General features: G+C 37.7%; 23 protein-coding genes and 1 riboswitch. Of the genes, 6 read left to right on the forward strand and 17 right to left on the reverse strand.

The annotated features are described in order from the left end of the window. Nucleotides 1-76: 76 nt before the first annotated feature. Together DLJ74_RS06720 and DLJ74_RS06725 are read right to left on the reverse strand one after the other, a co-directional pair. Nucleotides 77-679, reverse strand: coding sequence for a dihydrofolate reductase family protein (locus DLJ74_RS06720; protein ID WP_109983890.1), 603 nt, complete (start codon nt 677-679; stop codon nt 77-79). A 129-nt stretch (nt 680-808) separates the two neighbouring features. Then, nucleotides 809-1513 carry a hypothetical protein gene (locus DLJ74_RS06725; protein ID WP_054861512.1) on the reverse strand — a complete coding sequence of 235 codons (705 nt, stop codon included), beginning with the start codon at nt 1511-1513 and terminating at the stop codon, nt 809-811. 204 nt (nt 1514-1717) lie between these two features. Next, nucleotides 1718-1818, forward strand: a riboswitch (SAM riboswitch). Between the two features lie 72 nt (nt 1819-1890). Between DLJ74_RS06725 and DLJ74_RS06730 the strand changes: the two genes are divergently transcribed. Beyond that, entirely contained in the window at nt 1891-2655 is a 765-nt protein-coding gene (locus DLJ74_RS06730; RefSeq protein WP_054788909.1) for an SDR family NAD(P)-dependent oxidoreductase, read from the forward strand. Continuing rightward, a complete protein-coding gene (locus DLJ74_RS06735) occupies nt 2651-3976 on the forward strand; it encodes a Na+/H+ antiporter NhaC family protein (RefSeq protein WP_281269907.1) in 1326 nt (441 codons plus the stop codon). Before DLJ74_RS06730 ends, DLJ74_RS06735 begins: the two co-directional genes overlap by 5 nt. A gap of 43 nt (nt 3977-4019) precedes the next feature. On the opposite strand, the gene abc-f is transcribed toward DLJ74_RS06735, so the two are convergent. From abc-f to DLJ74_RS06745, 4 genes are all read right to left on the reverse strand, one after another. After that, nucleotides 4020-5654, reverse strand: coding sequence for a ribosomal protection-like ABC-F family protein (abc-f, locus tag DLJ74_RS06740; protein WP_109983892.1), 1635 nt, complete (start codon nt 5652-5654; stop codon nt 4020-4022). Nucleotides 5655-5827: 173 nt separating this feature from the next. Beyond that, on the reverse strand, nt 5828-5944 hold the full coding sequence (locus DLJ74_RS20890) for an RAxF-45 family protein (RefSeq protein ID WP_281269905.1): 117 nt from the start codon (nt 5942-5944) through the stop codon (nt 5828-5830). 141 nt (nt 5945-6085) lie between these two features. Continuing rightward, entirely contained in the window at nt 6086-6244 is a 159-nt protein-coding gene (locus DLJ74_RS20390; RefSeq protein WP_181397454.1) for a hypothetical protein, read from the reverse strand. Nucleotides 6245-6365: 121 nt separating this feature from the next. After that, the gene (locus tag DLJ74_RS06745) at nt 6366-7961 is read right to left on the reverse strand and encodes a xylulokinase (RefSeq protein WP_109983893.1); all 1596 of its coding nucleotides are present in this window, start codon (nt 7959-7961) and stop codon (nt 6366-6368) included. Between the two features lie 333 nt (nt 7962-8294). Here DLJ74_RS06745 and DLJ74_RS06750 point away from each other — a divergent pair, with 333 nt between their 5' ends. Further along, nucleotides 8295-9209 (forward strand): iron-hydroxamate ABC transporter substrate-binding protein, encoded by a 915-nt coding sequence (locus DLJ74_RS06750; protein ID WP_109983894.1) that lies wholly within the window; start codon nt 8295-8297, stop codon nt 9207-9209. Nucleotides 9210-9751: 542 nt separating this feature from the next. Continuing rightward, nucleotides 9752-10903 carry an AI-2E family transporter gene (locus DLJ74_RS06755; protein ID WP_109983895.1) on the forward strand — a complete coding sequence of 384 codons (1152 nt, stop codon included), beginning with the start codon at nt 9752-9754 and terminating at the stop codon, nt 10901-10903. Between the two features lie 44 nt (nt 10904-10947). Here the strand turns inward: DLJ74_RS06755 and DLJ74_RS06760 are convergent, their stop codons facing one another. Then, nucleotides 10948-11295, reverse strand: a complete 348-nt coding sequence (locus DLJ74_RS06760) for an ASCH domain-containing protein (protein WP_054788915.1) — start codon at nt 11293-11295, stop codon at nt 10948-10950. 377 nt (nt 11296-11672) lie between these two features. Here DLJ74_RS06760 and DLJ74_RS06765 point away from each other — a divergent pair, with 377 nt between their 5' ends. Further along, entirely contained in the window at nt 11673-12557 is an 885-nt protein-coding gene (locus DLJ74_RS06765; protein WP_109983896.1) for a glycine betaine ABC transporter substrate-binding protein, read from the forward strand. Between the two features lie 250 nt (nt 12558-12807). On the opposite strand, the gene betA is transcribed toward DLJ74_RS06765, so the two are convergent. Both betA and betB read right to left on the reverse strand, forming a co-directional pair. Beyond that, entirely contained in the window at nt 12808-14493 is a 1686-nt protein-coding gene (betA, locus tag DLJ74_RS06770; protein ID WP_109983897.1) for a choline dehydrogenase, read from the reverse strand. Nucleotides 14494-14586: 93 nt separating this feature from the next. Then, a complete protein-coding gene (betB, locus tag DLJ74_RS06775; protein WP_109983898.1) occupies nt 14587-16053 on the reverse strand; it encodes a betaine-aldehyde dehydrogenase in 1467 nt (488 codons plus the stop codon). Nucleotides 16054-16265: 212 nt separating this feature from the next. Between betB and cudC the strand changes: the two genes are divergently transcribed. Beyond that, nucleotides 16266-16853, forward strand: coding sequence for a choline uptake/conversion transcriptional regulator CudC (gene cudC / locus DLJ74_RS06780; RefSeq protein WP_425454568.1), 588 nt, complete (start codon nt 16266-16268; stop codon nt 16851-16853). Nucleotides 16854-16915: 62 nt separating this feature from the next. Here the strand turns inward: cudC and DLJ74_RS06785 are convergent, their stop codons facing one another. The 8 genes from DLJ74_RS06785 to DLJ74_RS06820 form a co-directional block, all read right to left on the reverse strand. Beyond that, a complete protein-coding gene (locus DLJ74_RS06785) occupies nt 16916-17893 on the reverse strand; it encodes a tRNA dihydrouridine synthase (RefSeq protein WP_109983916.1) in 978 nt (325 codons plus the stop codon). Nucleotides 17894-18349: 456 nt separating this feature from the next. Further along, a complete protein-coding gene (locus DLJ74_RS06790) occupies nt 18350-18955 on the reverse strand; it encodes a TetR/AcrR family transcriptional regulator (protein ID WP_109983899.1) in 606 nt (201 codons plus the stop codon). Nucleotides 18956-18988: 33 nt separating this feature from the next. Continuing rightward, nucleotides 18989-19609: a GNAT family N-acetyltransferase gene (locus DLJ74_RS06795; protein ID WP_109983900.1), complete on the reverse strand. Its 621-nt coding sequence runs from the start codon at nt 19607-19609 to the stop codon at nt 18989-18991. A gap of 635 nt (nt 19610-20244) precedes the next feature. After that, entirely contained in the window at nt 20245-20457 is a 213-nt protein-coding gene (locus DLJ74_RS06800; RefSeq protein ID WP_109983901.1) for a polysaccharide deacetylase family protein, read from the reverse strand. 125 nt (nt 20458-20582) lie between these two features. Then, entirely contained in the window at nt 20583-23027 is a 2445-nt protein-coding gene (locus DLJ74_RS06805; protein WP_109983902.1) for a glycoside hydrolase family 38 N-terminal domain-containing protein, read from the reverse strand. Between the two features lie 18 nt (nt 23028-23045). Beyond that, nucleotides 23046-23936, reverse strand: a complete 891-nt coding sequence (locus tag DLJ74_RS06810; protein WP_245902290.1) for an ROK family protein — start codon at nt 23934-23936, stop codon at nt 23046-23048. 27 nt (nt 23937-23963) lie between these two features. Then, nucleotides 23964-25685, reverse strand: coding sequence for a class I mannose-6-phosphate isomerase (locus DLJ74_RS06815; RefSeq protein ID WP_109983904.1), 1722 nt, complete (start codon nt 25683-25685; stop codon nt 23964-23966). 112 nt (nt 25686-25797) lie between these two features. Continuing rightward, nucleotides 25798-26526 (reverse strand): GntR family transcriptional regulator, encoded by a 729-nt coding sequence (locus tag DLJ74_RS06820; RefSeq protein WP_054861526.1) that lies wholly within the window; start codon nt 26524-26526, stop codon nt 25798-25800. Nucleotides 26527-26589 lie beyond the last annotated feature (63 nt).

Genomic DNA, 26589 nt, shown 5'->3' on the forward strand with positions numbered 1-26589 from the left:
AGCCATGCATGGAAACCATACATGGCACAAAATATTTTGTTTATTTACCTGTCTACTTGACAGGGGGCAGTTCAAATTAATACAAGAGACTGTATTTTAGATGAGTCACATTATCAGCAGCAATCGTTTCTATATTTTTAAGCTTTACTTTGCTATTTTGCTCAAATAAGCGAATTCCTCCACCAAGCAGAACTGGCGATACATGTAGTAGCATTTCATCCAATAGACCTTCTTGAATACATTGCTGTGCAATATGTGCGGTCCCGATACTAATATTTTTATCCTGCGCTGCTTTCTTCGCTTGCTCAACTGCACTTTTTATCCCATCTGTAACGAAGGTGAACGTTGTATTCTCTTCTATATAACTATCTGGTTTTTGATGTGTTACAACAAAGATAGGAATACCTTGAATTGGATGACTTCCACCCCATCCTTTTACAATATCGAAGGTTCTCCTCCCAACTATCATCGCGCCTGTATTAGCTACCGTATTGTCAAAAACTTTTTTATTTGTACTAGAAAGCTTGAAGAAATCGTTATAACTGCTTGATTCATTACCATCAAATAACCAATTTTGAATAAACTCTCCACCATCACCTAATGGCTGGATCTGACTATCATTTTGACCACTAATATAACCATCCAGAGACATCGAGATATCTAAAACAACTTTGCCCATTATCCTCCACCTTTCAAACAAAACTTTATCTTTAGCTTAACATATATTCCGAGGAGAAATTTCTTGTATCTTGCTAATAGTGACAGAGTTAGCTAAACAATAAAAAAGCAAGAGGTGTACTCCTGCTTTTTAAAATGCTGAAAAATCAATTCCATTCAATAAATGTGTAGCAACAATTAAGACTAATAGGTAGCCCGCAATTGTCCAGTACAAATCAAATTTCGGTTTTCTCATATGTACAAGGTAAAGATAAATATGAATTACCCCATAGAGCATTAAGGCAAAAACATATGTAACGACAAACAAATCTACCATTAAAAATCCGAAAAATAAAATCACTAAACAAAAAACTAATGTAAAAGGAATATTCACAATCGCATATTTCGTTAACAATTCTTTATGATCCATTTTACGATCTCCGAAATACATTAAAAGTAAGTAAAGAGAAAAATAGCCGATTGCAAAGGTAATCATCCAAGATAAGATGCTCGTTATGATAAACATTACGCCCACATCTGCAAATAAGCTGAGCATTCCCTCAAATCCAAATTTATAGAAAAGAAAATAACAAATACCTATCAATAATGATAATGATAATAAAATTAGTGCACTCGTTTCCATACGGATTGTTCGAGTAGAGCTCACGATAGCATGTGGTCTTAAAATCGCATCCTTCAGAATACCCTTTGTCTCTTTTACACTTTCTCCAAAATCAAAATTTATGGAGGAATTGTTCTCTTTTTTCTCCTCATTTGAAACAAATCGTTCCTTTTCTGTTTCCTGTTCCTCTGCTACTTCCGTTTGTTGTAAATCTTCGGTGTTATGCTTCTCCATTCCATCACCTCTTAAAATAATATATTATATCACTCTTATAACCTACCATTAAATTGTCATTCATTCAATATTTTTCCCATCGTTTAGTAGCAGAGAGAATGATTAACGAAAGAATGGCAAATTTTACAGGTGTAATTCCTAGTGAAACACTTGACTATAACTTGTTTCTAGTTGTAAACTAAAGAGCATTAACTTTCCTATATGTTCTTATCTAGAGAGGGGGAGGGACTGGCCCTATGAATCCTCGGCAACAACTCTTAAGAGTAATGTGCCAATTCCAGTAGCAAATAGCTAACAGATAAGAAGAGACATTCATCTTACTTCACCCTCTTCTTGCTTTTGAAGAGGGTTTTTTATTATAGAAAAGAGGTTATTCTATGCTCAAAGTTGATTTATCTGGAAAGGTCGCCATCGTTACAGGTGGAGCAAACGGTATTGGAAAGTCTATTGTTCAGGCTCTTTTATCATCTAACGCAAAGGTTGCCGCTATTGATATTCAAGAAACCAAGCAGACAGATGATGAAAATTTATTCTATTTCCAGGCAGATGTCTCTAACAAAAATGATGTCCATAATATGATAAAACAGGTTATTCATCATTTTGGAAAAATAGATATCCTAGTGAACAATGCTGGCATTTCGACAATGGATTACTTTACGGAGATAAAAGAAGAAGATTGGGATAAAACAATGGATATAAATGCTAAAGGTGTGCAATTATGTAGCCAAGTCGTTGCGAATAAACTGAAGGATCAAGGCTTTGGAGGTAAAATTATCAATATTGCTTCACAGGCTGGAAAAAACGGCTATCGCCTAATGGGGAGCTATGTTGCCTCTAAGCATGCAGTCATTGGGCTTACTAAAGTGATGGCTCTCGAGCTTGCGCAAGACCAAATTAATGTGAATGCCGTCTGTCCTGGTATTATTGAAACGGACATGAAACGTAAAGAACGAGTGATTGGTGGTAATTTGAGGGGTTTGAATGAAGAAGCAATTAGAGAAGAGGACTTTTCACAGGTGCCACTTGGAAGAACAGGAACTCCTGAAGATGTCGCATATGTGGTGGTCTTTTTAGCCTCAAAATATTCGAATTACATGACAGGACAAGCAATTAACATAACTGGTGGCATGACCATGCATTAACCTATATAAACAGGAGGAATACAACATGACTCAACAGACTAAAGGGAAGGCCTCGGCATTATTCCCCTTACTCATATTTATATTGTTATTTATCGGCACAGGAGTGTTGACAAAGGATTTTTCTAATATGCCACTGAATGTGGCGGTCATTATTGCGGCAGCTGTTGCCATTTTCATGAATCGCAAAGTAAAACTAGCTAAAAAAATTGAAATCTTCACAAAGGGGGCTGGGCATGAAAATATTATGCTAATGTGCATCATTTTTGTGCTTGCAGGTGCCTTTTCGGAAGTAGCAAAAGGTATGGGCGCAGTTGATGCGACCGTGAACCTTGGGCTTTCCCTCCTACCTGCAAACCTTTTAATGGTAGGATTATTTTTAATTGGTTGTTTTATCTCCATTACAATGGGGACATCGATGGGAACTGTCGTCGCACTTACTCCTATTGGAATTGGTATTGCTGATCAAACGGATATTCCTATGGCATTAGCAATGGCTACTGTGATTGGTGGGGCTATGTTTGGTGATAATCTATCGATGATTTCGGATACTACGATCGCTTCCGCACGAACCCAAAACACTTCGATGAGCGATAAGTTTAAAACAAACTTTTTTATCGTTCTTCCCGGCGCATTGATTACTGCACTTATATTATGGTTCATTACTTCAGGAAGTCATATCAATCAATTGGAGGACTATTCTTATAATCTTGTGAAAGTTATACCTTATCTTGCTGTATTAATCGTAGCCATCTTAGGAGTGAATGTGGTAATTGTGTTAATCGGTGGGATTATCCTTGCTGGTGCGATTGGTATCATAGATGGTTCCTACACTGGTACAACTCTGCTCCAGGCTGCATCACAAGGCGTATTGAATATGGAGGATATTGCAATTGTAGCATTGTTTATCGGAGGAATAATCGGAATTATTCAATACAATGGAGGGATAGATTATTTACTTCATGTAGTTTCTAACAAGATCAAATCGAAAAAAGGGGCTGAATTTGGTATCGCTGGGCTTGTTAGTGTAGCAGATATTAGTACTGCCAATAACACGATTTCCATTATAATGACGGGGCCGTTAGCAAAAGATATTGCAAGCAAGTATAATGTTGACCCAAGAAAATCGGCAAGTATTCTTGATATCTTCGCCGCTTGTTGGCAAGGGATCGTACCATATGGTGGCCAAATGCTGGCAGTGGCAGGACTTGCTTCGATATCACCTATAAGTATTATGCCTTATTCCTTTTATCCAGTATTGCTTGGAATTTGTGGAATTACTGCCATTTTGTTTGGATTCCCTCGTAGAAAAGTTAAACAGTAAATTTAGCCGCATGAAGTCTTTACTCATGCGGCATTTATTTTTGCTAAGTTCTTTTCTCACTCATTTTTTGCTTAGCCCAGTCATAGTTTCCTTCCCATACATGTACACGCCCATCTTCGATCCAGAAAATCCTATCAAATAATTTATTTAGAAAGTAACGATCATGGGATATTGCAAGAATGGTGCCTTCGTATTGTTCAAGCGTTTCCTCTAATACTTCCAATGAATCTATATCTAAATGGTTCGTAGGCTCATCTAAGATCAATAAATTGGTATCCTGATACATAAGCTGGGCCAATCTCAACCTCATTTTTTCTCCACCACTTAGCTGGGAAACCTTTTTAAATACACTGTAGCCGTAGAATAGAAATTTTGCTAATATCTGTCTTGCCTCCGCTTCTGTTACTTTCACTTCGTCACGAAAGACATCGATTGCCGTTCTGTCTACCATTTTAGAAAAAGTATGCTGTGACAGGTAGCCAATCTTCACATTACTCCCGATCCTTACCTCTCCTTTGTCTGCTTTAAGATGTCCTAAGATTAACTTTAATAACGTAGTTTTTCCTGTTCCATTATTTCCGACGATTGCGGTTCTTTGTTGATACTGAACATGGAGATTGACATCTTGAAAAAGCTGGTTATCAAAAAATGCTTTCGAAACTGCCTTCAGCTGTATCACATCCTTACCACTTCTACTTCCTGCATCGATTTTCAAGTTCATTTTCTTCCGATTTAACACAGGGCGATCCAATTTTTCCATTCTTTCTAATGCTTTTTCCATATTTCTAGCTCTTTTATGGAGACCTTCATTTGGAGGTTTTGCCCTATTCGCCCATTCTCTTAGTCTTTTTATCGTTTCTTTCATTTTCTTCCTTTTCTTTTGCTGTTCTTCATATGCATGAAATTCACGAAGTAAACGAGCTTCTTTTTCCGTTACATAATCAGAATAATTGGTGTCAAAGCTCTCTAGGTCGCCATTCTCGACATGGACAATTCTATTCACCGTTTCATCTAAAAAATACCGATCATGGGATACAATCACCACGGTTCCAGTGAAATTCTTTATATAATTTCCAAGCCATTCTATCGCTGAAACATCTAAATGATTAGTAGGTTCATCCAATAACAATAAATCTGATTCTTTTAATAATATATAGGCCAACCCAGCCTTCGTTTTCTCGCCACCACTAAGTGCCCCTACCGTCTGATCTAATATTCCCTCAATATTTAACCCTTTTGCCACTTTATCGATTTCACTATCGATGGCGTACCCTCCTTTGGATAAATATTGGTCTTGAAATACTCCATATTGCTCGACAAGCTTCTGTAAATCTTTCTCATCCATTTCTTGACTCATACTTTTTTCTAAGTTCCCTATCTTCTTTTCTAATTCAATCAATTCAGAAAAAGCTGTCCGTAAAGCTTCCCTTACAGCTATATCTGGTTGAAACATAGAAAATTGAGCAAGGTAGCCAATTCGTGATCCTTTTTTCCAATGGATTTGTCCTTGGTTTGGTAGTTCCTCGCCTGCCAGTAATTTTAGAAGGGTTGATTTTCCACTACCGTTCGGCCCAACCAGCCCTACTCTTTCCTTTTCATTTAATTCCAATGATATATTTTCAAAAATCATATGACCGCCATACATCTTCGTCACTTGATTGATACTACATGCAATCACGATGTCTATCCTCCTGTTCCTATTTTCCCAACAAAAAAAGCCATAGGACATCCCATGGCTTTTTAAAAGCATTGACGACGCATTAATTTAAAAGAGAGCACGAAAAAGACCACTCCCTAGCGTCATCTATATATAATGTGGGTAAGAGATGTTTTCACTGTTTTTGTTACTATTTAGTTGTTAAAAAAGGACATACGTATCCCGTTAACAACTAAAACAGCAAATTTTGCACGGCAAAAATATAGGAATTCAGTCCAAAATCCGTGCACAAAAACAGTATCATTCAACACCTCTATCCACCTCCGCTTCGACTTAAGTTGCTACTATTTTAATATGAATAGCTTATTATTTCAAGCCTTTCTTATTTTGGTTATGAAAAGGTTGGCCAGATGAAAAAGGAGTCTATCCATCCCCTGAATAGACTCCTAATTTTATCTTTGATGGATAATTTGCTTGAGTTCCGCTTGTTCTTTTCGCAGCTCTTTTACTTCCTGCTCCAATAAACCAATCTTATCCGTTAGTGGTTGAAGAGCTTCCTCAAGCATTGATTTCAAACGTAATGCTTTATCATTATTCGGTGATTCCGTCATAGTTGAATCCTCCTCAAGTGTAGACTTTGTGCGTTTCCTTTATCTTTATTTTACCATACAATAAAGGTACTCCCCCACACTTGAAATAAATTCAATTATTTTTCACAATTGGATTTATTCATTAAAGGTTCTCTACTGCTGCTCTTTCTATTGTAAGACCTTTCTTGTATCGTTCCATAAATTGTTCAAATCCTTTAACATCTTTTGGATTAGGGGACAGTGTTTTCACTACCTGACCTGCAAATACCTTGTCATTTAGAAATTCTTCTAGGGATTGATTATCTTCTTTATTGAGCATATAAGAACCAAGTAAGGCAATTCCCCATGCACCACCTTCTCCGGCCGTTTCCATCACGGAAACTGGAACATTAAGTGCAGCCGCTAGCACACTTTGGCCAACACCCTCTGTTTTAAACAAGCCACCATGGCCAAGAATTTCATCTAGTTTTACGCCTTCTTCCTTAAGAAGAATATCCATTCCTATCTTCATTGCACCAAAGGCCGTAAATAACTGAACACGCATGAAATTAGCAAGATTGAAATTACTATCAGAAGAACGAGCAAACAACGGGCGTCCCTCTTCAAAATGGGTCATATGCTCTCCTGATAGATAGCCATAAGATAGAAGTCCGCCACCATCGGCATCACCTTGGAGAGCTTGATTAAATAAAGCACCGTATAATTGATTTTTATCTAATTTGTTCCCCATAACGCTTGAGAATTCTTCGAATAGACTAACCCATGCATTCAAGTCTGAGGAACAGTTATTAGAATGAGCCATCGCCACCAAATTACCTGTAGGTGTAGTAACGAGATCAATTTCAGGGTGTACTCTAGATAATTCCTTCTCTAAAACAACCATAGCAAATGCAGAGGTACCGGCCGACACGTTTCCAGTGCGTTTGGCTATACTATTCGTAGCAACCATACCTGTTCCAGCATCCCCTTCAGGAGGACATAGAGGAATTCCTGCTTCTAATTCACCACTTATATCGAGTAGCTTTGCTCCCTCATCAGTCAGTACACCCGCATTTTCCCCAGCAACTAATACCCTAGGTAAAAGCTCCTCAAGCTTCCAAGGTAGATTTCTAGATTCAATTAAGCTATTAAATTGTTGTATCATTTCTTGATTATAATTTTTCGCCTCTAAATCAATAGGAAAAACACCAGACGCTTCACCAATACCAAGTACTTTCTGACCTGTTAGCTTCCAATGAACATAACCCGCTAACGTTGTTTGAAAATGTATATCCGATAGGTGATCTTCTTGATTCAAAATGGCTTGATAAAGATGAGCAATACTCCATCTTTGTGGAATATTATAGTTAAAAAGTTCTGTTAATGCTGTGGAAGCCTCTTCGGTTATATTATTTCGCCAAGTGCGGAAAGGTACAAGAAGTTCTCCATCCCTACCGAACACCATGTAGCCGTGCATCATCGCACTAAAGCCAATAGCTCCAATCTTTTTTAGAGAAATTCCGTATTGCTGCTTTACACTTCGTGCCATCTTTTGATAGCTATCTTGTATCCCCTTCCAAATTTCTTCAACACTGTATGTCCACATATTGTCTATATAACTATTTTCCCAATCATGGCTCCCGGAAGCAATTGTCTCATTATCCTTTCCGATAAGAACTGCTTTAATTCTAGTAGACCCAAGCTCGATTCCAAGCACCGTCTTGCCTGATTGAATAGCATTTTTCACTTCTTGACTCATACTGTTTCCCCCAATAGATAAGTTTATTAGTAGATGACCAAAACAAAGATTCTCTTATTATTCGAAAACTCGTCTGTACAACTAATGCAATACTATTAAATAGCCGTTTTTAATCGTATTCGTTTAGTGATAGTTTTCTAAAATATATATTTCTATCATATCATCATGGGTATGTAGCGTCAATCTGCATTTGTCCGTACGTGTTCAAAAATCGCTATTTAATGTGAATTAGGTCTATAAAGTATATTGACATTCCTCTTATTTATGATTAGTATATTTTATGAAGCAATTGAAAATGATTATCATTACTAATTCGAAAAGGAGCCGATCATATTGAAAAAGCTTTTTATACCAATTATAGTTTTATTGACCCTGTCCCTTGGTGCGTGCAGTGGCACAGAGTCTGCCAATACAAGTAATGCATCTGACACAACTAAAGAGACCATTACATATGAATCTGAAACTGGCCCCGTTGAAGTTCCAGATGAACCGAAACGTATTGTGGCACTCACAAATGGTCCAAATGTTCTTTCCTTAGATGGTAATATTGTAGGGATTGATCAATGGACAAAAAATAATCCTCTCTTTCAAGAAAAATTAGAAGGTGTGGAAGTCGTTTCTGAAGAAAATCTTGAGAAAATTCTTGAGCTTGAACCTGATCTCATCATCGCCGGTGCTCAGACTAAAAATATAGACAAGCTGAATGAAATGGCACCAACCGTTGTTTATACTTGGGGTAAATTAGACTATTTAGCTCAACAAATGGAAATCGGAAAACTCTTAAACAAAGAAAAAGAAGCGAATGAATGGGTAGAGAATTTCAAGGACCGTGCTAGTAAAATTGGGGAACAAATCAAGGACAAAATCGGAGAAGATGCCACTGTTTCTGTCATAGAAAGTGGTAATAAAGAATTTTATGTTTTTGGAGATAATTATGCTCGTGGTACAGAAATATTATACCAGGCTATGGGATTAAACATGCCAGAAAAGGTAAAAGAAATGGCACTAGAGTCTGGAGTTCATACATTCTCTACTGAACTACTACCTGAATTTGCAGGTGACTATATTATTCTGAGCAGGGATCCAGAAAAGGAGAATTCGTTCTTAGAAACGGAAACTTGGAAAAACATACCTGCTGTTCAAAATGATCATGTCTATGCAATTGATACAAAAGCTTCTACTTACAGTGATCCTATTACACTAGAATATTTGTTAGAGTTTTTTGAAAAATCCTTCCTTACTAATTAATAGCTTAAGAGTGTTAGGTTCGAGAAATTAATAATAGGATTTGGAGGCTGGGACGAAAGAGTAAGTAAAGAAAGGAAAATCCGAACGTTAATATTTCTGCACGGATACCGCTCCGTCAAAATACTCCGCTTTCCGGGGGCACGGCTTCAGCTCGTGCTGTTCCCACAGGAGTCTCCGTATTTTGACTACGCTAAAGCAGAATAATGTTCGGATTATAGCGCTTGCTGTTTAGTTATGTCCTAGCCCCTTTCTTTTATTCTATTGTTGTAAGTTTTGTAGTTCCTCTAGACTGACAATCCGAGTACTACTTTTCACATCTTCTGGTACGGTAAACCTCGTTAATTTTTCCTATCCATTCTATAGTAGCATCCATATCAATCAGCATGTCACATCTTCTATAAGGTATCGATCACCTTTTTTGTTTAAAATCTTAAAGTTATCAATAGGAAATATAGCAATATTATGGTACATTACTAATGGAAAGACATCGAGATGGCATGTTAGCAAGGTTATATTGTATGATAAGGAGCTGGAGACAGAGAATGGAATCATCAAATAGATTTTTAAAATTTATTGGTGGAAAAAATATTTTTTACATATTAGGTATCTTCATACTTATTGGAATAATGATCTATATTTATACAAAAATTTCGTTTATTTTCTATCCATTGGAGGTTATTTTATCTACGATTGTCCCTCCTGTGATTCTCGCTTTTATTGCCTACTATTTGTTGAATCCGATTGTTAACCTACTGGAACAATTTCGTATCAAGCGTATTTGGGGAATTGTAATACTCATTCTCGGAATTAGTGGGGCTTTAACAGGTATTATTTTGTTAACCGCACCAGCTATCGAGGCTCAGGTGAAGGATTTAGTCCAATCCTTTCCAAATTATTTAAAACAATTTGGGGAAAGCTTTACGAATTGGGTACAAAATTCGTTTTTAGGGCCTTATTATGATGAAGGCTATCAATGGTTAATGGATCGTTTAAGCGAGCTGCCACAGTTAATCGGCACTTATATTTCTGACGGTTTTCAAGGCGTGCAAAATGTTGCAAGCAAAGTAACTAGTACAGTTGTGGCCATTGTCACCTTCCCAATTATTTTATTTTTCTTATTAAAAGATGGAGAAAAATTCAAAAACTTTATGATCAAGGTGTTTCCGCCGAAGTTCCGAGATGATACGAAACAAATTCTAAGTAATATGGATACACAAGTTGGTTCTTACATTCAAGGTCAAATCATCGTAGCTACAGTTATTGGGATTCTATTATTCATTGGTTACTTAATTATTGGATTAGATTATGCCTTTACACTAGCTATTGTTGCCGCGATTACGAGCGTAGTTCCTTATTTAGGCCCAACCATCGCGATCATCCCTGCTGTTATTATTGCGATTGTAGACTCGCCATTTATGCTACTAAAGCTAGCGATTGTTTGGATTGCTGTTCAATTTCTAGAAGGAAACTTTGTTTCACCGAACATTATGGGCAAAACCATGCAAATCCATCCATTAACCATTATCCTAGTATTATTGATTGCTGGGAATTTATTTGGAGTCATCGGGGTAATACTAGGTATTCCAGGTTACGCTATTTTAAAGGTTCTTGGCTCGTATCTGTTCTACAAATTCAAGAAGCGATATAACCAATACTATGGCGAAGACCGTGGCCGCTACGATCTAGAGGATTAAGAAAAAAAGCATCTGCTTTTCAGATGCTTTTTTATGTTGTGTGATCATTCCTCAAGTTCACTAAACTCATGTACCCAAACTTCCATTTTGGGCAGCCAAGGCATCCCTGGATGCATGGATAAAATTGATTCCTTATAGGCTTCTAGGCTTTTATAGCCTTCACGCTGCGCATCCTCATCGCTCAATTCTCCAAGAGTTTGTTTATATACGTTATCTATCCGATACTTCTTGTTGTTTAATTCCATAATCTCACCGATATCTGCATATCGTCCATTACGTCTTGTTGCCGTCTTTCTACCCATTAATACTTTTTCCACATCTGCTGGAATGGTAACTAATTTATCAATTGTACAGGTTTTAGGTGGCAATGATGGATTATATTTTTGTTTCATTTTATAACACCTTTCCTTTCTCCTTCTATTTTAGCCTTAAATAGAAAGTTCAGCAATTTTCAAGTGTATGGTTAAGGGAAACGAGCATCATCTAAAAGCTCCTAAAATCACTATTTTGAATTCCTTGCTTTTATAAGAATTAACTAAAATCACGTAATACCTCTTGACATTTAATCTGAACACGTTAAGATAAAAGTATAAAGAACGTTTAAAAAAAATTTAACAAATTTACCAATTAAAATAGACGTGCTTACTAATTAGATTGGCCTATTGTTCTTTTGAGCAGAATGTTATTCGGTATAATGATTAAAATATTTCTAAACAATTTATCAATTTGAAATATTTTTAATAAATATATAGAAAAGGAGTTATTTTCAATGAAGAAATCAAAAAAAGCACTCAGTATTATTTTAACACTTTTCGTGATTACTATACTGACAGCATGTGGAGACACTAAGGGTGATTCAGAAAATGGATCAAGTGGAAAAAAGGAAGAAATAACAATTGGGCAAATTAACTGGGCAGAGAATATCGCCGTAACAAATATGTGGAAAGCAATTTTAGAAGATAAGGGCTATAATGTGAAATTAAATGTATTGGATATGGGCATTATGATGGAAGCCTTAGAAAATGCTGAATTGGATGTTAATTTAGAAGTGTGGCTACCTGTCCAAGATGCCAATTATTACGAGAAATATAAGGATACGGTTAATTTTTCTGAGAATACTTGGTTTGACAATGCTAAAGTAGGGTTAGTAGTGCCAAGTTATTTAAATGAAGTGAATAGTATAGAAGATTTAAACGACCATAAAGAACTGTTCGATGGTGAGATTGTTGGCTTTGATCCTGGTGCAGGAACAATGGAAGTGACAAACGAAGTTATTCAAGATTATCATCTTGAGTTTGAACTTTTACCAAGCTCAGAGCCTTCCATGTTAGTTAAGATAAGAGATGCTGTCGAAAACGAAGAACCGATCGTAGCACCGCTTTGGACGCCACATTCCGTCTTCTCCAAATATGATTTAAAATTCTTGGAAGACCCACAAAACACTTACGGAGGAGTAGAGAAAATTCATCATGCTACTAGAGATGGATTTAATGAAGATTATCCAGAGGTTAGTGAATGGTTTAATAATTGGAAGATGAATGATGAACAAATCGGACAACTTATCGACTATGTGGAAAGTGCCGATAAACCACTTGATGGTGCGAAGAAATGGATCGATGAGAATCAAGAATTAGTCAATGAATGGGTAAAGTAAAGGTCAGTGAGGTTCTCACATCTTTAAACAAATGCTTAGCGGCTGTTATGCTTTATCTTTTCGAGGCTTGAGGCAGAGCCTTTTACGGACATTGATTACTATAAATATAAAAATTTTATTCATATCATGCAGAGGATGTCGTCCTCTGCATTTCTTTATATCCTCTTAAAAGTAGATAGGTATTCTAATAAAAAAGCATCTAATTGCACTACATTTGCAACTAGATGCTTCTTTTTAGTAATTTATTATTTTAGTTCGTTATGGTACCTGCATGAGCGGGATCTAAACCATGACGGTAATAGCTAGCATAAATAGGCTGTAACGGCTGTTTACCAAGAATTAAGTCTGCTGCTTTCTCTGCTAGCATTAACACTGGTGCATGAATATTACCATTCGTAACATAAGGCATTGCAGAGGCATCAGCTACTCGTACATTATCAAGCCCATGAACCTTCATCGTATTAGGATCTACAACAGCCATCGGGTCTGATTCTGGACCCATTTTTGCCGTACATGATGGGTGAAGTGCAGTTTCAGCATCCCTAGCCACCCAATTCAGTATCTCTTCATCCGTCTGGACGGAAGGACCAGGGGAAATCTCTCCTGAATTATATGGTGCCATAGCGGGTTGGGACAGAATCTCCCGAGAAACTCGTATTGCTTCAATCCACTCACGTCGATCCTGCTCAGTAGAAAGGTAATTAAAGACCATGCTTGGATGTTCTTTCGGGTCATTTGACCGAATCTTTAAGGATCCTCGTGCATCAGAATACATAGGTCCTACATGTACTTGGAATCCATGATCTGTGTCTGCCTTTTGTCCATCATACCTTACTGCTACGGGAAGGAAATGAAACATCAAGTTTGGATAATCAACGTCATTATTCGAACGTACAAAACCTCCACCTTCAAAATGGTTAGTTGCCGCTGGACCTTTACGACCGAATATCCATTGTAAGCCGACCCAAGGCATTCTCCATTTCTTTAAGTTAGGCTGTTCAGATACTGGTTTAGGACAAGCATGTTGAATATATACTTCAAGATGATCCTGGAGGTTCTCCCCCACACCAGGAAGATTAATTTTCGGTTTGACTCCAACTGAACGTAGATGTTCTGCATCGCCTACACCTGATAGCTGAAGTAGCTGTGGCGTGTTAATCGCACCACCTGCTAAAATCACTTCTCCCGCTTTTACATGATGGATCTTTCCATTGCGTCGATAGGTTACACCTTCAGCTTTGTTCCCATTTATTTCAATATTGGTCACGAAGGCACGTGTTCTTATTGTAAGGTTCTTACGATTCTTAATCGGATGTAAATAAGCACGAGAAGCTGACAACCGTCTCCCTTTATACACATGCTTATCAAACGGGCCAAACCCTTCTTGACGATAACCATTGACATCCTTAGTCCTGGAATAGCCAGCCTCAACAGCTGCGTCAAAGAAGGCTTGAAATAATGGATTAGTTGCTGGTCCTCGTTCCAATTTGATCGGGCCATCATGTCCACGAAGCTCATCATCTGCATCTGCTGCTAGAGCATTTTCCAATCGTTTAAAATAAGGAAGACAGTGGGCAAAGTCCCATGTTTCCATACCGGTGTCTGCTCCCCATCGTTCATAGTCCTTCGGATTTCCACGTTGGTAGATCATTCCATTAATAGAGCTTGAGCCTCCAAGCACTTTTCCGCGTGCATGCTTGACGCGCCTTCCATTCATATATGGTTCAGGATCGGATGCGTATTTCCAGTCGTATAAGCTTTTTCCAGCTGGGAATGGAAGTGCTGCTGGCATTTGAATTAATAGATCCCATGGATAGTCACTACGTCCTGCTTCTAATATAAGAACACTGTTTGTTCCATCCTCACTTAAGCGATTACCGAGTACAGAACCTGCACTACCTCCACCGATGATTACATAGTCAAATGTTTCGTTCATTTCACGAACCTCCTTAAGATATTGCTTAGCAACAATAATTGGGCAAGGATATCGTACTACTTGCCCAAAGTCTCCCCTACGTTTATAGTAAAATCACTTAAACCAATGAAGCGGTGTTGGTTTAAGGTTGCGATAAATGTGTTTCGTTTCTGTATACTCTTCTAATCCAAGCTTCCCTAATTCTCGCCCTATACCTGACTGTTTATATCCACCCCATGGGGCTTGAGCAAAATATGGATGGAAATCATTAATCCACACGGTTCCCATCCGTAATGCAGCTGCAACACGCTCTGCTTTATCAACATCCTTGGTCCATACTGCACCAGCTAACCCGTAAATCGTGTCATTAGCAAGTCGCACTGCCTCGTCTTCATCTTTAAAGCGTTCAACCGTTAAAACAGGACCAAATACTTCCTCCTGTACGATGCGCATAGTAGAATGACAGTTCGTTAATATTGTAGGCAAATAGAAAAAGCCGTTTTGCAGTTCAGGTTCTTCAGGACGTGAGCCTCCAACTAACACATTTGCTCCTTCCTGCTTTCCGATGTCCACGTATTTTTCTACTTTCGCTCGATGCTCTTCGGATATTAATGGTCCAGATTGAGTTTCTCCATTAAATCCATTTCCTAATTTAATTCGTTTTGTCCTTTCAGCAAGTGCTTCAACAAAACGGTCATGTATAGAATCTTCTACTAGCAACCTAGCACCAGCTGAGCAAACTTGTCCTGCATGAAAGAATACAGCATTCATAGCCTGATCAACTGCTGTGTCAAAGTCAGCATCCGCAAAAACAATATTCGGGTTTTTCCCTCCAAGTTCAAGCGCAATTTTTTTTACATTTTCGCTTGCAACCTGCATGATTTTCTTCCCTGTAGAGATTCCCCCAGTGAAAGATATAAGATCAACATCATTGCTCACGGCTAGTTCGTTACCAACTGTATTCCCTTTACCGAGGACAAGATTGACTACCCCTTTTGGAAAACCTACTTCCTCCATTAGTTCTGTCACTTTAATGGTAGTTAAAGGAGTGATTTCACTTGGCTTGATGACAATCGTATTGCCCACAGCAAGTGCAGGAGCTATCTTCCAAGCTACTTGTAAGAGTGGGTAGTTCCATGGTGTGATTTGACCACAAACTCCGACAGGTTCTCGAACAACCTTACTCTGGCTATTCGGAATCGGTGAATCAATGATTTCACCACCATCTTTATCCGCTAAACCAGCAAAATAGCGGAAAACTTCCACGATATCGTCCATATCTGCACGACTTTCTGTGATGGTTTTTCCCGTATCCAGTGATTCTAATTCTGCTAGTTCTTCTTTATCCCTTTCAATCAAACTTGCAATTTCAAGTACTTTTTTCCCACGTTCATTTGCAGGTGTATATTTCCAATCGCCATAATCAAAGGCTTCTCGAGCAGCTGATATAGCTAATTTTGCATCTTCCTCGTTTCCTTCTGTTACTGTTGCAATAATTTCTTGATTAAACGGGTTGATGATGCTTCTCTTCTCCCCGGAGCGAGCTTCTGTCCATTCCCCGTTGATGAACATTTTTTTCATAAAGTTGCCCCCTTTATTAATTTTGTTAAATTATTTCTTAACGTATTTAACAAGTTAAATATATCATATTCGTTTTTCATTGTAAACAAACCACTATTTTTAGTAAAATTAATTTTGATTTTCACGAAAGATGCGTTATAGTTAAAATTAAAGTAATTAAAATTAAATTTAACTATTTTAATTTATATAATAAGAAGAAATGAGGGTTAACATTGGAAGATAAGTATGGTGCAAAACAGCAGAAGGCAGAAGAATTGCTAGAGGATGCAGAACGTGAAGTCATTAACTCCATTGCCGAAACAATGGATCTCTATGGTGTCACACCATCTATCGGAAGACTTTACGCAACGATGTATTTCAAACATGACCCATTGACTCTCGATGATATGAAAAATGATCTTGGCATGAGTAAACCAAGCATGAGTACTGCTGTAAGAAAGCTACAGGATATCAACATTGTAAAGAAAGTCTGGAAAAAAGGTTCTCGTAAGGACTTATTTATGGCTGAAAAAGATTTCTTTCAATATTTCTCTAACTTTTTCGGGGATAAATGGGAAAGAGAAGCTAAATTAAATCTATCCTCTATTAATGATGCAATCAAAAAATTACAAGAAGTACTTCATGATGAGGAAGTTAATGAAAAATTAAAGCAGCGGGCACAACAAGATTTGCAACAACTTGAGGAATACAAAAGCTATTGCCACTGGTTAGAGCGACTTGCTCATTCCATTGAGACTGGTGAGATTTTTGAATTTTTGCCGATGAAAGAAGCTAATCGCGAAGATCACAATGAATCTTAATTTAATTTCAAAAAAACAGTCTCCCATTTAGAGACTGTTTTTTATTGAGACAAGGTATATTTTCACAAAGTCTCATCCATATTCTTTTGTTCAAAATCATCAAGCAGTTCACGCACTTCATCCGTTGATTCTGTGCTCATCAACTGATTTCTTAATTCACTTGCACCTCGAAATCCACGAACATATATCTTAAAAAAGCGACGAAGAGGCTTGAACAAACGAGGTTCTAATTTCGAATACTCATCAAAGAGATCCAAGTGCAGTCTCAAAAGATCGAGCAATTCTTTACTACTATGGTCCCGCTGTTGCAGCTCAAAGGCAAATGGATTGGTAAAAACACCACGTCCAATCATCACCCCATCCACCTCGTACTGATGAGCAAGCTTCAAGCCTGTCTGACGGTCGGGTATATCTCCATTAATAGTTAAAAGTGTATCTGGTGCCACCTTGTCACGAAGTTTCTTAATTTCTGGAATAAGCTCCCAATGTGCGTCTACTTTGCTCATTTCCTTTTTTGTACGGAGATGAATGGATAGATTCACAATGTCTTGTTTCAATAGGTGTGTCAACCAATCCTTCCATTCCTCTACATAGGTGTAACCAAGCCTAGTTTTTACACTTACAGGTAACCCTCCTGCCTTTGCTGCTTGTATGAGCTCTGCTGCAACTTCAGGACGACGGATAAGGCCACACCCCTTGCCATTCCCTGCCACATTAGGTGCAGGACAGCCCATATTGATATCAATCCCTCGAAAACCTTGCTTCGCCATCCCAATACTCATTTCTCGAAAGTATTCAGGCTTATCTCCCCATATGTGGGCTACAATTGGTTGTTCATCTTCTGTAAAAGTCAAACGCCCACGAACGCTTTGATTACCCTCTGGGTGACAATAACTCTCCGTATTTGTAAACTCTGTAAAAAATACATCAGGTCTACCTGCTTCACTTACTACATGGCGAAACACGACATCTGTCACGTCCTCCATTGGTGCTAATATAAAAAACGGTCGTGGTAATTCACGCCAAAAATTATCTTTCATATTTAAAATTCCAATCCTCTCATCTTGGGGTAACAGGCCAAATACTTGTCCAACATAAATGTCTCTGTTAACACTTTTTAACATTAAAAATTACCTTTTACTACTTCATTCCAATAAAAATCTCAGTTGGTTTTCTAAACCACCTTATGGAGTAAAAGGAAAAAAGAAAATCACTTGGAACGAAAAGATTCCAAAATCACCAAAGACTATTTTATCCGAATCAAGGTCCAAATATCAAGGGTTTGATATATTAGTAACTTGAACTTTATTGTTAACAAAAATCAACGGTCGAATTATTCGACAGCTAGAACAATCTACGTTTCGTTCCTATTAATCGTTTTTCTAATAGGTTATTCTTTTTGTACAACCGTAATGGAGAGAAGAAAAAACCGAGTTTTAGTTAGATAGTAGAATAATGAGTTCTAGAGTTAAGAGAAATATTTTTCTGTCAATTTTTTATAAGTCCTCCTTAACTATAGCGGATGTGACTAAGTTTAAGCTCGGTGTAATAAATTGTTCGCCTAATAATAATTTCATCATCGCTAACCCTTGTATTGAAGCAAAATAGTAATAAGCCATTTCTGTAGCATTTCCATTTTTAAACTGACCTAGTTTCTGACCTTTTTCAATAAGAACCGCGGTTTGTTTTATCATAGCTTCACTTTTCTTTTTCAGTTGTTGAACTTGATGTGATGAATTATCCATTGTAAAAGACTGGTTCATAATCATAAGAAAGTTTGCGAATTCATCATCCTTCTTAAAATCATTTAAAATTTCAAAAGTAAATTCTCGGAAAACTTCATTTGGAGACAAGTCGCTCTTAAACCGCCCTATAATGCGTTCAATGCCTGCAGTAGCATAGGAAACAAGATCATTAAATAGATCATCTTTCGTCTTGTAATGACGATATAATAGACCGATGCTGATGCCAGCACTTTTTGCAATATCTTGAATTCCAGTTGCCGCAAAGCCTTTTTTGGCAAATAGTTTAATAGCAGCAGAATGTATTTTTTCTTTAGTAGCCAATCTCATTGCTTCAAATTGTTCTTTTGTTCTAGGCAAGCGTTCTCCCTCCTCTAACAAGAAATTCTATCTTTATTTTTTCATGTACCTTAATGATAATAGGTTGTTGATACCGTTTCTCTTCGCTATCTTTACTGGTATAGGCTTTTTCTTGTATTCTTCAAATCCTAACTTCTCATACAGATGCATTGCTGGGATATTCGTGTCAGCAACCTCTTCTATTAAATAATCATTATAAGGTGTGTTTTGAATAATATACTGAATAATTTGTGAAGCTATGCCCTTACCTCTGAAATCAGAAGCTGTTCCAACAAACTCGATAGAACCTGTGTTGGCTGGAAAATCCTCATAAGGGGATTCAAATTCCTTTTTAAGAAAGATACTTGCCATGCTCCCCTTAATAAAACCTAAATGCTTTCTCAACTCCTTTTTATTTAATCGTACGGATAGTCTGCTTCCATCTGTACATGCAGTCATTCCGGCGACTTTCTTATCCACTATAGCCACATAAAATTGGTCTAAAACAAACATATGTGCAAAAGCCTTCGAAAGGATGCTTTTATCCTTTGAAAAATAACCAAGCCATTGTGCAAATCCCTCAGCAAATATTTGGCTCATCTGAGTTCTTACATCAATATCTTTATCTATTTTACCAGCTTTAGTAATCGTTAGCTTATAATCTCTAGTTAGCATTTGGATCCTCCTTTTATAATGAATGAATATATTTTCATTATAAAATTTATAATAAAAATGTCAAATATAACTACACCGAGAATGTTACTTTGAAACCAAAATAAACATTCCTTAAAACACATACCTCGAGCCCGGCTTCCAGCATTTCTATGCCCTTTGCCGCCTGTTTTTCACTTTTTTCCGTTTTAAAATAAAGTTTTCAGGTCAAGGGATGGACGTGAAACAGACCCAGAAATCGGAACAGTTATTTTCACAAAAATCGGGTCTGAAATGGAATTATTTATTTTTACTGAGAGATGTTTATTTTAGTTAGAAAAATCCAATTCCAACCAAGACATACATTAGATATGTGTTGCATTGTGTTAGTGAGGAAAGTTCATCCCTGTATCTGAATCAATTTCTAATACTCTACCCATCACTTGGCTAACAAGTGTTTTTCGTATTTTCTTAAATTTAGTTTTTTTAAGCAGTTTCATTACCATATCGTATATAGATGGAAACTATTTTTCCCTTTCTTCATTCAACTCATCTTAAGATGGGATTTCTCCAGAACTGGACATATACTACGGCGTATTACCATGAATCGGGGGAATGGGGGAATTTCTCGCTTTTATTTCGCTTGTTTACATCATTCTCTAAAACAAAATTGAGATCGAGAGGCTGCATTCAAACAGCTCTCGATCCATTAATTCGGTATGGAAAGTTACAGGGAGGCCATGCCACTTAATTGTTCCTGCTTTAATTGCTGATCTCAATCGTTCTTTTGCTTCTTCAAATACATCAGGATGATTTAAATAATGTGCAATGAGCCATGGAACCTGTGTTGTCCATGTGAACTTGTCTGGCAAGTCCTACCCTATCTCAATCGCTCTTGGGATAAAATCATAGAGATAGGTATCCATTACTTTCTCGACAAGGTCAGTAAAACCAAGATCTAAGTGTGTCTTAAACACGACATGCAATTTTTTCATCATCAAGCTCCTTCCCTACTAGGGTTAACCGGGAATGCAAGCAGGCCTTGATTTAATTGTTGACACTTTTCCAATAATCGTTTTGGATTCTGCTGCTCAGAAACAAGATATAATTGATAGTCAAACTCATAGAAACCTGATAAATCAACCTTGAAATTTGTTTCCCAGAAATTATTCATAATCCAAGAATAAACGGGTTGTCGATTCTTGTCATGCTGCTGATCATTTGCTAATTCAATAGGATGATGTGCTAAAGAATCTAAGGTAATCAGTGGTGTATCTTTGATTGCTATTAGAAGTGAACTGTCTGTTCCTGTAAAGGCAAGCCCATTCTGTAAGCAGAAAAACTCCGTATTAGTTCCTGGCAGTTGATCAATTGCCGGTCGAAGCACTGCACCAGTCTTTTCAATAAATAGTTCACCATCTTTGTCCGCACTAAATGGCAGTGGAATATAAAGATTTTCCGGTGCCCACTCATTCTGCTTTTGAATTCTAACCGTTACAGCAATTTTCGGCAGTTCTTTATAGACCTTAAGGATCACCGTGTACATCTGTGTACCTTCTAGTTCAAAATCCATTTGAACGGCAGTAAATAAATCTCCGTCTTTAGTTATATCGATATGTTTTAGACTAGCAGTATAACGATCTGCCAATCTCCCTTTACGATTTCGTCCCATCAATCTTCTTTCAGTACAGGCATCCGTTGTAATTGGTGTCTTCTCATATACTCCTGTAAAAGGTGCATATAGTGCTTCTGGATGGATCAATTCTCTTTTATTTTTCTTATCTCGTAAGGATGTAATTCCTGATTGCTGATCAAAAGCTAATCGATAGTGTTTGGTTTCTACTACATGAGTATCCGGTACACCTTCATAACCCGGATAAGGAGCAATATCTTCTACTCTGTCAGTGCCAATATGTGCATGGTTAGCGTGTCGTGGATTCTTTGGTGCTTCACCTTTCACTAATTTCAACAGCTTCTCTTCCTTTGTCGCTAAAGAAATGGCAAATTCAATGACATCACCATTTGGTATTGGTGTAAACTGGGCAGCAAGTTTCTCATTTGTTTCACAATCGATCACATCAATATAATTGTCTCGATCCCATGCTAAATACCTGCCATCGATATGTTCCCAATGTTTTATCGGTACAGTAGCATAATCTGTCACTGGATAATCATGGGGATTGACTACTTTAAAATACTTTACCCGATCAATTGTTGGTGGCACTTCTCCCAAGTGACCAAGTATCTGATCCAAATGTTGTGAAATAAGGCGATTGGCGTTAATAGCATAGGCTGCCTTACGATAGTCTAAATCATTCACAAGCGTATTCCACGGTTCACTGACGGAAGAGGCATAACCCCATGTATGCTCTGCATATAACATCAATTGATACTCCGCTTCTTGCAAAAGAGATTCACGCCCCCATTTACCTTGTGGATCTAGTTTCTGTGATAAGTGATACTTCTGTTGAGCATCCCGATAGATCTTAGTTGGGGCAGGGGTGGAGCCAACTCCATCTGACCACCAGTCTGTCCAGTCACCTGCATACACTGGAAGATCAAGCTCCTGTTTACGTAGAAAATCAAAGAACTGATGTAGAGTAGTTAATTCAATCTCCACTTGACCGCCATGCTTATCATTCCATTTATGAATCATTTCAATTAGCCGAGGATTAGGTGGTGAATTATCGGTTACAATCCCTGAAATCATATTAGGAACAAAATCGAAGGGATAGTCTTCTGCTTCCAGGTTCTCCAAATATTCGAAAATACGCTGCTCTGCAATGGCCATTTGATCATCTGATGTAACTATCTCTGTCCCATTATCTATGCGATAGCTATTTGGAATCAACATAAAATCATTACCAATTTGATAATGGTCACCATTCCAAACTAAAATCTTGTTTCCATTTGGTGTTTCCCACCAGAAGGGGATCTGTTTCTTATAGAGCGGGAACATGCCATGATGAGTATGTAAACAGGAATAGAGATTTACAATGCTGTTCTGATGCATTGTTTCTGCATATCCCCATGAAAATCCATTGATATCTGCTGTCATAGCTGAATCCAAATCAAGCTGATGTTCATTAGAGAATTTTCTTCCTTTTTTAAACATAGCATCTAAAATGTCATTATCGACAAGGTCAGTCATATTCAAATAGGTTAAAGAGATATCAATCTGACCTGACTGTACATATTGGATAAATTTCTGTTTGTCACTATCACTACTTTGCTCAAAGAACCGCTCAACCTGCCAATAGTTTTCACATGTCCATTTATACCCTTTCCATTCCGGTCTAGAGCCATTCTCACTCGCTTCTAATATATCAAGGACCGATTTGATATATTCTACATGGTGACGTTCAATCTTTTCTTGTCGATCGGTATAGCCAATATCAGTGTGCGAATGATGGATCAGTTGTAATTTCCACTTTTTCTTCATCTTTCATCCTCCTATTATTTACAGTTGCTTTAATTGGTGACATAAACCTTTATATGTACTCCTTGAACCATACGGGCTTGCGATCATATCCAGTGATTTTTGATAATCCATACCTGCTTCAATACCTTTTTCCATCCAGGTAAAACTCTTCGAAATTTGTCCACCGAAGACGATACAATCTGGCGCAAAGGCATGTACATAAGGGTGGAGTGCTATTCCAACCATTACTCCAAATTGGTGAAACACCTGCTGGGCTTCATTAGAGCCAGCAGCTGCTGCCTTTGATACGCTTAATCCATCCCAATCTTCCAACGAAAATTGCTGAGCAATGCTAGCTAGACCATTAGCCGATAAGTAATTCTCAATTACACCATCTAAGAAGGGCTGTTGATAAAGCATACCACTGTCTGGCAAACCATACTGACTGCGAACTACTCGCCCCTGCTCAATAAAAGTGGAACCAAATCCTGTCCCAAGAGTAAGGCAGATCATTTTCTCTGCTTGCTTGGCAACACCTTCCTGATACTCTCCGATGGCAAAAGCAACCGCATCATTTTCAAAGCAAATTGGAAACCCACTTGTGTATCTTTGAGATAGCAGCCATTGTTGAACAAAGTTAGCTATATTTACTTGATAGAGCGACTCAAACTTCCCTAATCCTTGCATTAAACTAACCCCATGGAAATAATCAAATGGACCAGGGAAGGCAAAGCCAATTCCTTGTATCGAGCCTTTGAAGTTCTGTAATTGTTCCTCCAAAATTACTGTAAAATGTTTGAGAATCTCTTGTTTGCTAGATTGTGCCTTAGATGGGTAATGATAATCTTCTGGATAGAAACATTGATAATTTTGATCTAGTATATTCACCTTTATTTCGGTACCGCCTATGTCTAAACATAGATAAAACATTTGAGACACTATTCCCCCTCCTATGATTTAGCGCACAAATGCCTTAATTGTCATTAATTGTTTACCTATACTCCTGCCATACGGCTGGATCGTATATTGTTTCACTGATTCCGGAATAATAAAGGTTTCTCCATAGTGCACCACAAACGGATCAAAACTGTGATCAAGGCTCTCAATAATTGCCTCTTCCCCTTCGACCAAATTCAACATATTGACGCTGCCATGAGTTTGATGCAAAACCTTGCCAGTAAAGGTATGTCTTCTCGTTTCAATAAATTCCGTTTTATGAAGCCCTGTACGTTCTTCCTGCCATTCTGGATATTCAGCGATAAGCTCCATTTGATTGCATAATTCTTGTTCTACCCAGTCTTGATCACGTGATATCACAATATTAGGCTCTCCATGATTTAAATGGACAGGACGAGGCAAGCCATCTAAACCAAGCCGACCCCAATCCCAAAGTTTAAAGGTAAAACGATTAGGAGTAGCACTTATTTCTAATACCACGGTGTTCGCACCCGCACTATGAATAGTTCCTGCTGGAATGGAATAATGATCATGTTTTTTCACTGGACGCTGATAAATATATTGTTCATCAGGAAAACGCTCACCGCTTGAAGCTGAATGTTGCAACGCTTTCATTAATTCTTTTTTATTGGTACCATTTTTAACCCCTAAATAGAGTGAGGCCTGATCCTTCGCCTCTATAATGTAATAACTCTCATCTTGCGTATAGGTCATGCCAAATGTCTTCTGTACATACTCTACTAATGGATGCACTTGCAGGCTGAGATTACCGCCCCCTACTGTATCCAAGTAATTAAAACGGATTGGAAATTCTTTGCCTAATTGATCATAGACTCGTTCGCCCAATAAAGCTGCAGGTTGATAGAATACAAGATTATTAGCTGGGATTTCCATCTGAATTGTATTTGTTGCCAGCAATAAGCTGTTCTCCTCTGGAACACCATCAAAACTCCATGCCAAATTGTCCTTATACTGTTCCACTTCAAAGGTTTCCTGCATCCAGTTACCACCCCAGACTCCAGGATCAAAGAATGGCACTAAACGAAAAGGCTGTCTGGCAATCTGCTCTAATGCTTCAAAATAAGCCGTTGCCTCTAACATTACAGGTTGATTAGCTTGATGAGTGTCCAGGAAATAATCAATCGAATTAAACAATTGCTGTTTGAGCCTGTCCGCCACACGCCACTCAAAGAAGTAACCACGTTTGATCATACGTAAAGGATCTTCTCCAGCATTATTGGCTTGCCAATTACTATAGGTGCCAGATTGATATCTTTTTTGAATTTCCCATCTGGACAGATCTGCATAGATCAATAGATCAGCTGGGTAGAGCAAAGAAGCTCCAACTCCATATACCACCACAGATTGATTACTTGCCAAAACAGTTTGGATTTTTTGTTGTAATATCTCTTGTTGTTTTCCATCTATAAAGTCTTGCAATTGATGATGACTAACTACACCAAAAATTCGATCTTCTGTTAAGTTTTCTTCAATCATGGTTGTGACTTTTTCCACCGTATAGAACTGTTCTGTAGCTTGTATAATTAACCCCGGTTCTAGCGGTGCTATTAACCGCTCTAGAATTTCCTCTTCATTTATAGCAGGATAACATTCCACAGCTATAACATTACTCTTGGTTCGTCGTATTTCTGTCTGAATTGCTGAATATCCATTAAACCCTCCTTGTACTTTTACTCTTGTTTTTGGAAAAGCATCATACATAACATACCTCCTTTATTGTTCTTTTGTCATAACATTATAGCACAAGAAATGGCGCTAAATTGTCTTTTTCAAAGAGCGCTGTCTCTAGGGTTGAAGGGCTTTGTTATATAATTCAGCTTTGATGGAAGTCTAAATAATAACGATATTTCTTACCTATATAGAAGCATTCTGTATATTCATAAAAGTTTTCTGTAATTTGTGAAGTAAAGCGGACACGTTTTAATACTGGTTCTGATTCTTTGATTTTTAACTTTCGCTGAACTTCCCGATTCGGTGAGACAGCCTCCACATACTCTCGTTCTTGGTTAACGATAATATTTTTTGTACGTAAATAAGCATAAAAAGAAGTATAGTAATCTCTCGGGTCTATTGAATAATCACGATCATAAGCAATATAGGTAATAAAAAAGGCAAATACAGCGTCCTCGTCTCCTCTAACACGTTTCAAGATCAATATCTGACTGCCTGTTTCAATATTAAGAAACTTTGCGATTCGTTTATCTGCATTAGCTAACTGAATTTCAACATCTACTGTTTTTGCATATTTTCCTCTCTCTTGTAATTCTTGGGTAAAACCTTTAATAACTGTAAAATGGTCTTCTTCCTGAAAAGCTTCTTTAACAAATGTACCTTTTGAACGAATGCGAACAAGCATATCTTCCTTCATTAGCTCATCGATTGCCTTACGTATAGTAATTCGACTGACATGATACATCGAACAAAGCTCCATTTCAGTTGGTATCCGCTCTCCCTCGGGCCACTTTTCTGTTTGAATATTTAAACGCATATCATCTGCAATTTGAGCGTATAAGGGATATGCATCTTGACTTTTTACCTTCATGCTTAACCTGCTTTCTTTTGCTAACATTCTTAAAGACAGTGTCCGTTTTTTTAGTAAAAAAGT

It is taken from the genome of Gracilibacillus dipsosauri (genome assembly GCF_003176895.1).
GTDB lineage: Bacteria > Bacillota > Bacilli > Bacillales > Amphibacillaceae > Gracilibacillus > Gracilibacillus dipsosauri.

What these genes read in the sequence shown, in the direction of transcription:
- betA (WP_109983897.1), bottom strand. Translation starts at nt 14,493, where the DNA reads ATGAACGAAACATTTGACTATGTAATCATCGGTGGAGGTAGTGCAGGT.
- DLJ74_RS06810 (WP_245902290.1), bottom strand. Translation starts at nt 23,936, where the DNA reads ATGTTTTATCTATGTTTAGACATAGGCGGTACCGAAATAAAGGTGAAT.
- DLJ74_RS06805 (WP_109983902.1), bottom strand. Translation starts at nt 23,027, where the DNA reads ATGAAGAAAAAGTGGAAATTACAACTGATCCATCATTCGCACACTGAT.
- DLJ74_RS06720 (WP_109983890.1), bottom strand. Translation starts at nt 679, where the DNA reads ATGGGCAAAGTTGTTTTAGATATCTCGATGTCTCTGGATGGTTATATT.
- DLJ74_RS06785 (WP_109983916.1), bottom strand. Translation starts at nt 17,893, where the DNA reads ATGAAAGATAATTTTTGGCGTGAATTACCACGACCGTTTTTTATATTA.
- DLJ74_RS06760 (WP_054788915.1), bottom strand. Translation starts at nt 11,295, where the DNA reads ATGAAACAAAAATATAATCCATCATTGCCACCTAAAACCTGTACAATT.
- DLJ74_RS06730 (WP_054788909.1), top strand. Translation starts at nt 1,891, where the DNA reads ATGCTCAAAGTTGATTTATCTGGAAAGGTCGCCATCGTTACAGGTGGA.
- DLJ74_RS06815 (WP_109983904.1), bottom strand. Translation starts at nt 25,685, where the DNA reads ATGTATGATGCTTTTCCAAAAACAAGAGTAAAAGTACAAGGAGGGTTT.
- DLJ74_RS06725 (WP_054861512.1), bottom strand. Translation starts at nt 1,513, where the DNA reads ATGGAGAAGCATAACACCGAAGATTTACAACAAACGGAAGTAGCAGAG.
- DLJ74_RS06755 (WP_109983895.1), top strand. Translation starts at nt 9,752, where the DNA reads ATGGAATCATCAAATAGATTTTTAAAATTTATTGGTGGAAAAAATATT.
- DLJ74_RS06795 (WP_109983900.1), bottom strand. Translation starts at nt 19,609, where the DNA reads ATGCTAACTAGAGATTATAAGCTAACGATTACTAAAGCTGGTAAAATA.
- betB (WP_109983898.1), bottom strand. Translation starts at nt 16,053, where the DNA reads ATGAAAAAAATGTTCATCAACGGGGAATGGACAGAAGCTCGCTCCGGG.
- DLJ74_RS06765 (WP_109983896.1), top strand. Translation starts at nt 11,673, where the DNA reads ATGAAGAAATCAAAAAAAGCACTCAGTATTATTTTAACACTTTTCGTG.
- DLJ74_RS06745 (WP_109983893.1), bottom strand. Translation starts at nt 7,961, where the DNA reads ATGAGTCAAGAAGTGAAAAATGCTATTCAATCAGGCAAGACGGTGCTT.
- DLJ74_RS20390 (WP_181397454.1), bottom strand. Translation starts at nt 6,244, where the DNA reads ATGACGGAATCACCGAATAATGATAAAGCATTACGTTTGAAATCAATG.
- DLJ74_RS06820 (WP_054861526.1), bottom strand. Translation starts at nt 26,526, where the DNA reads ATGAAGGTAAAAAGTCAAGATGCATATCCCTTATACGCTCAAATTGCA.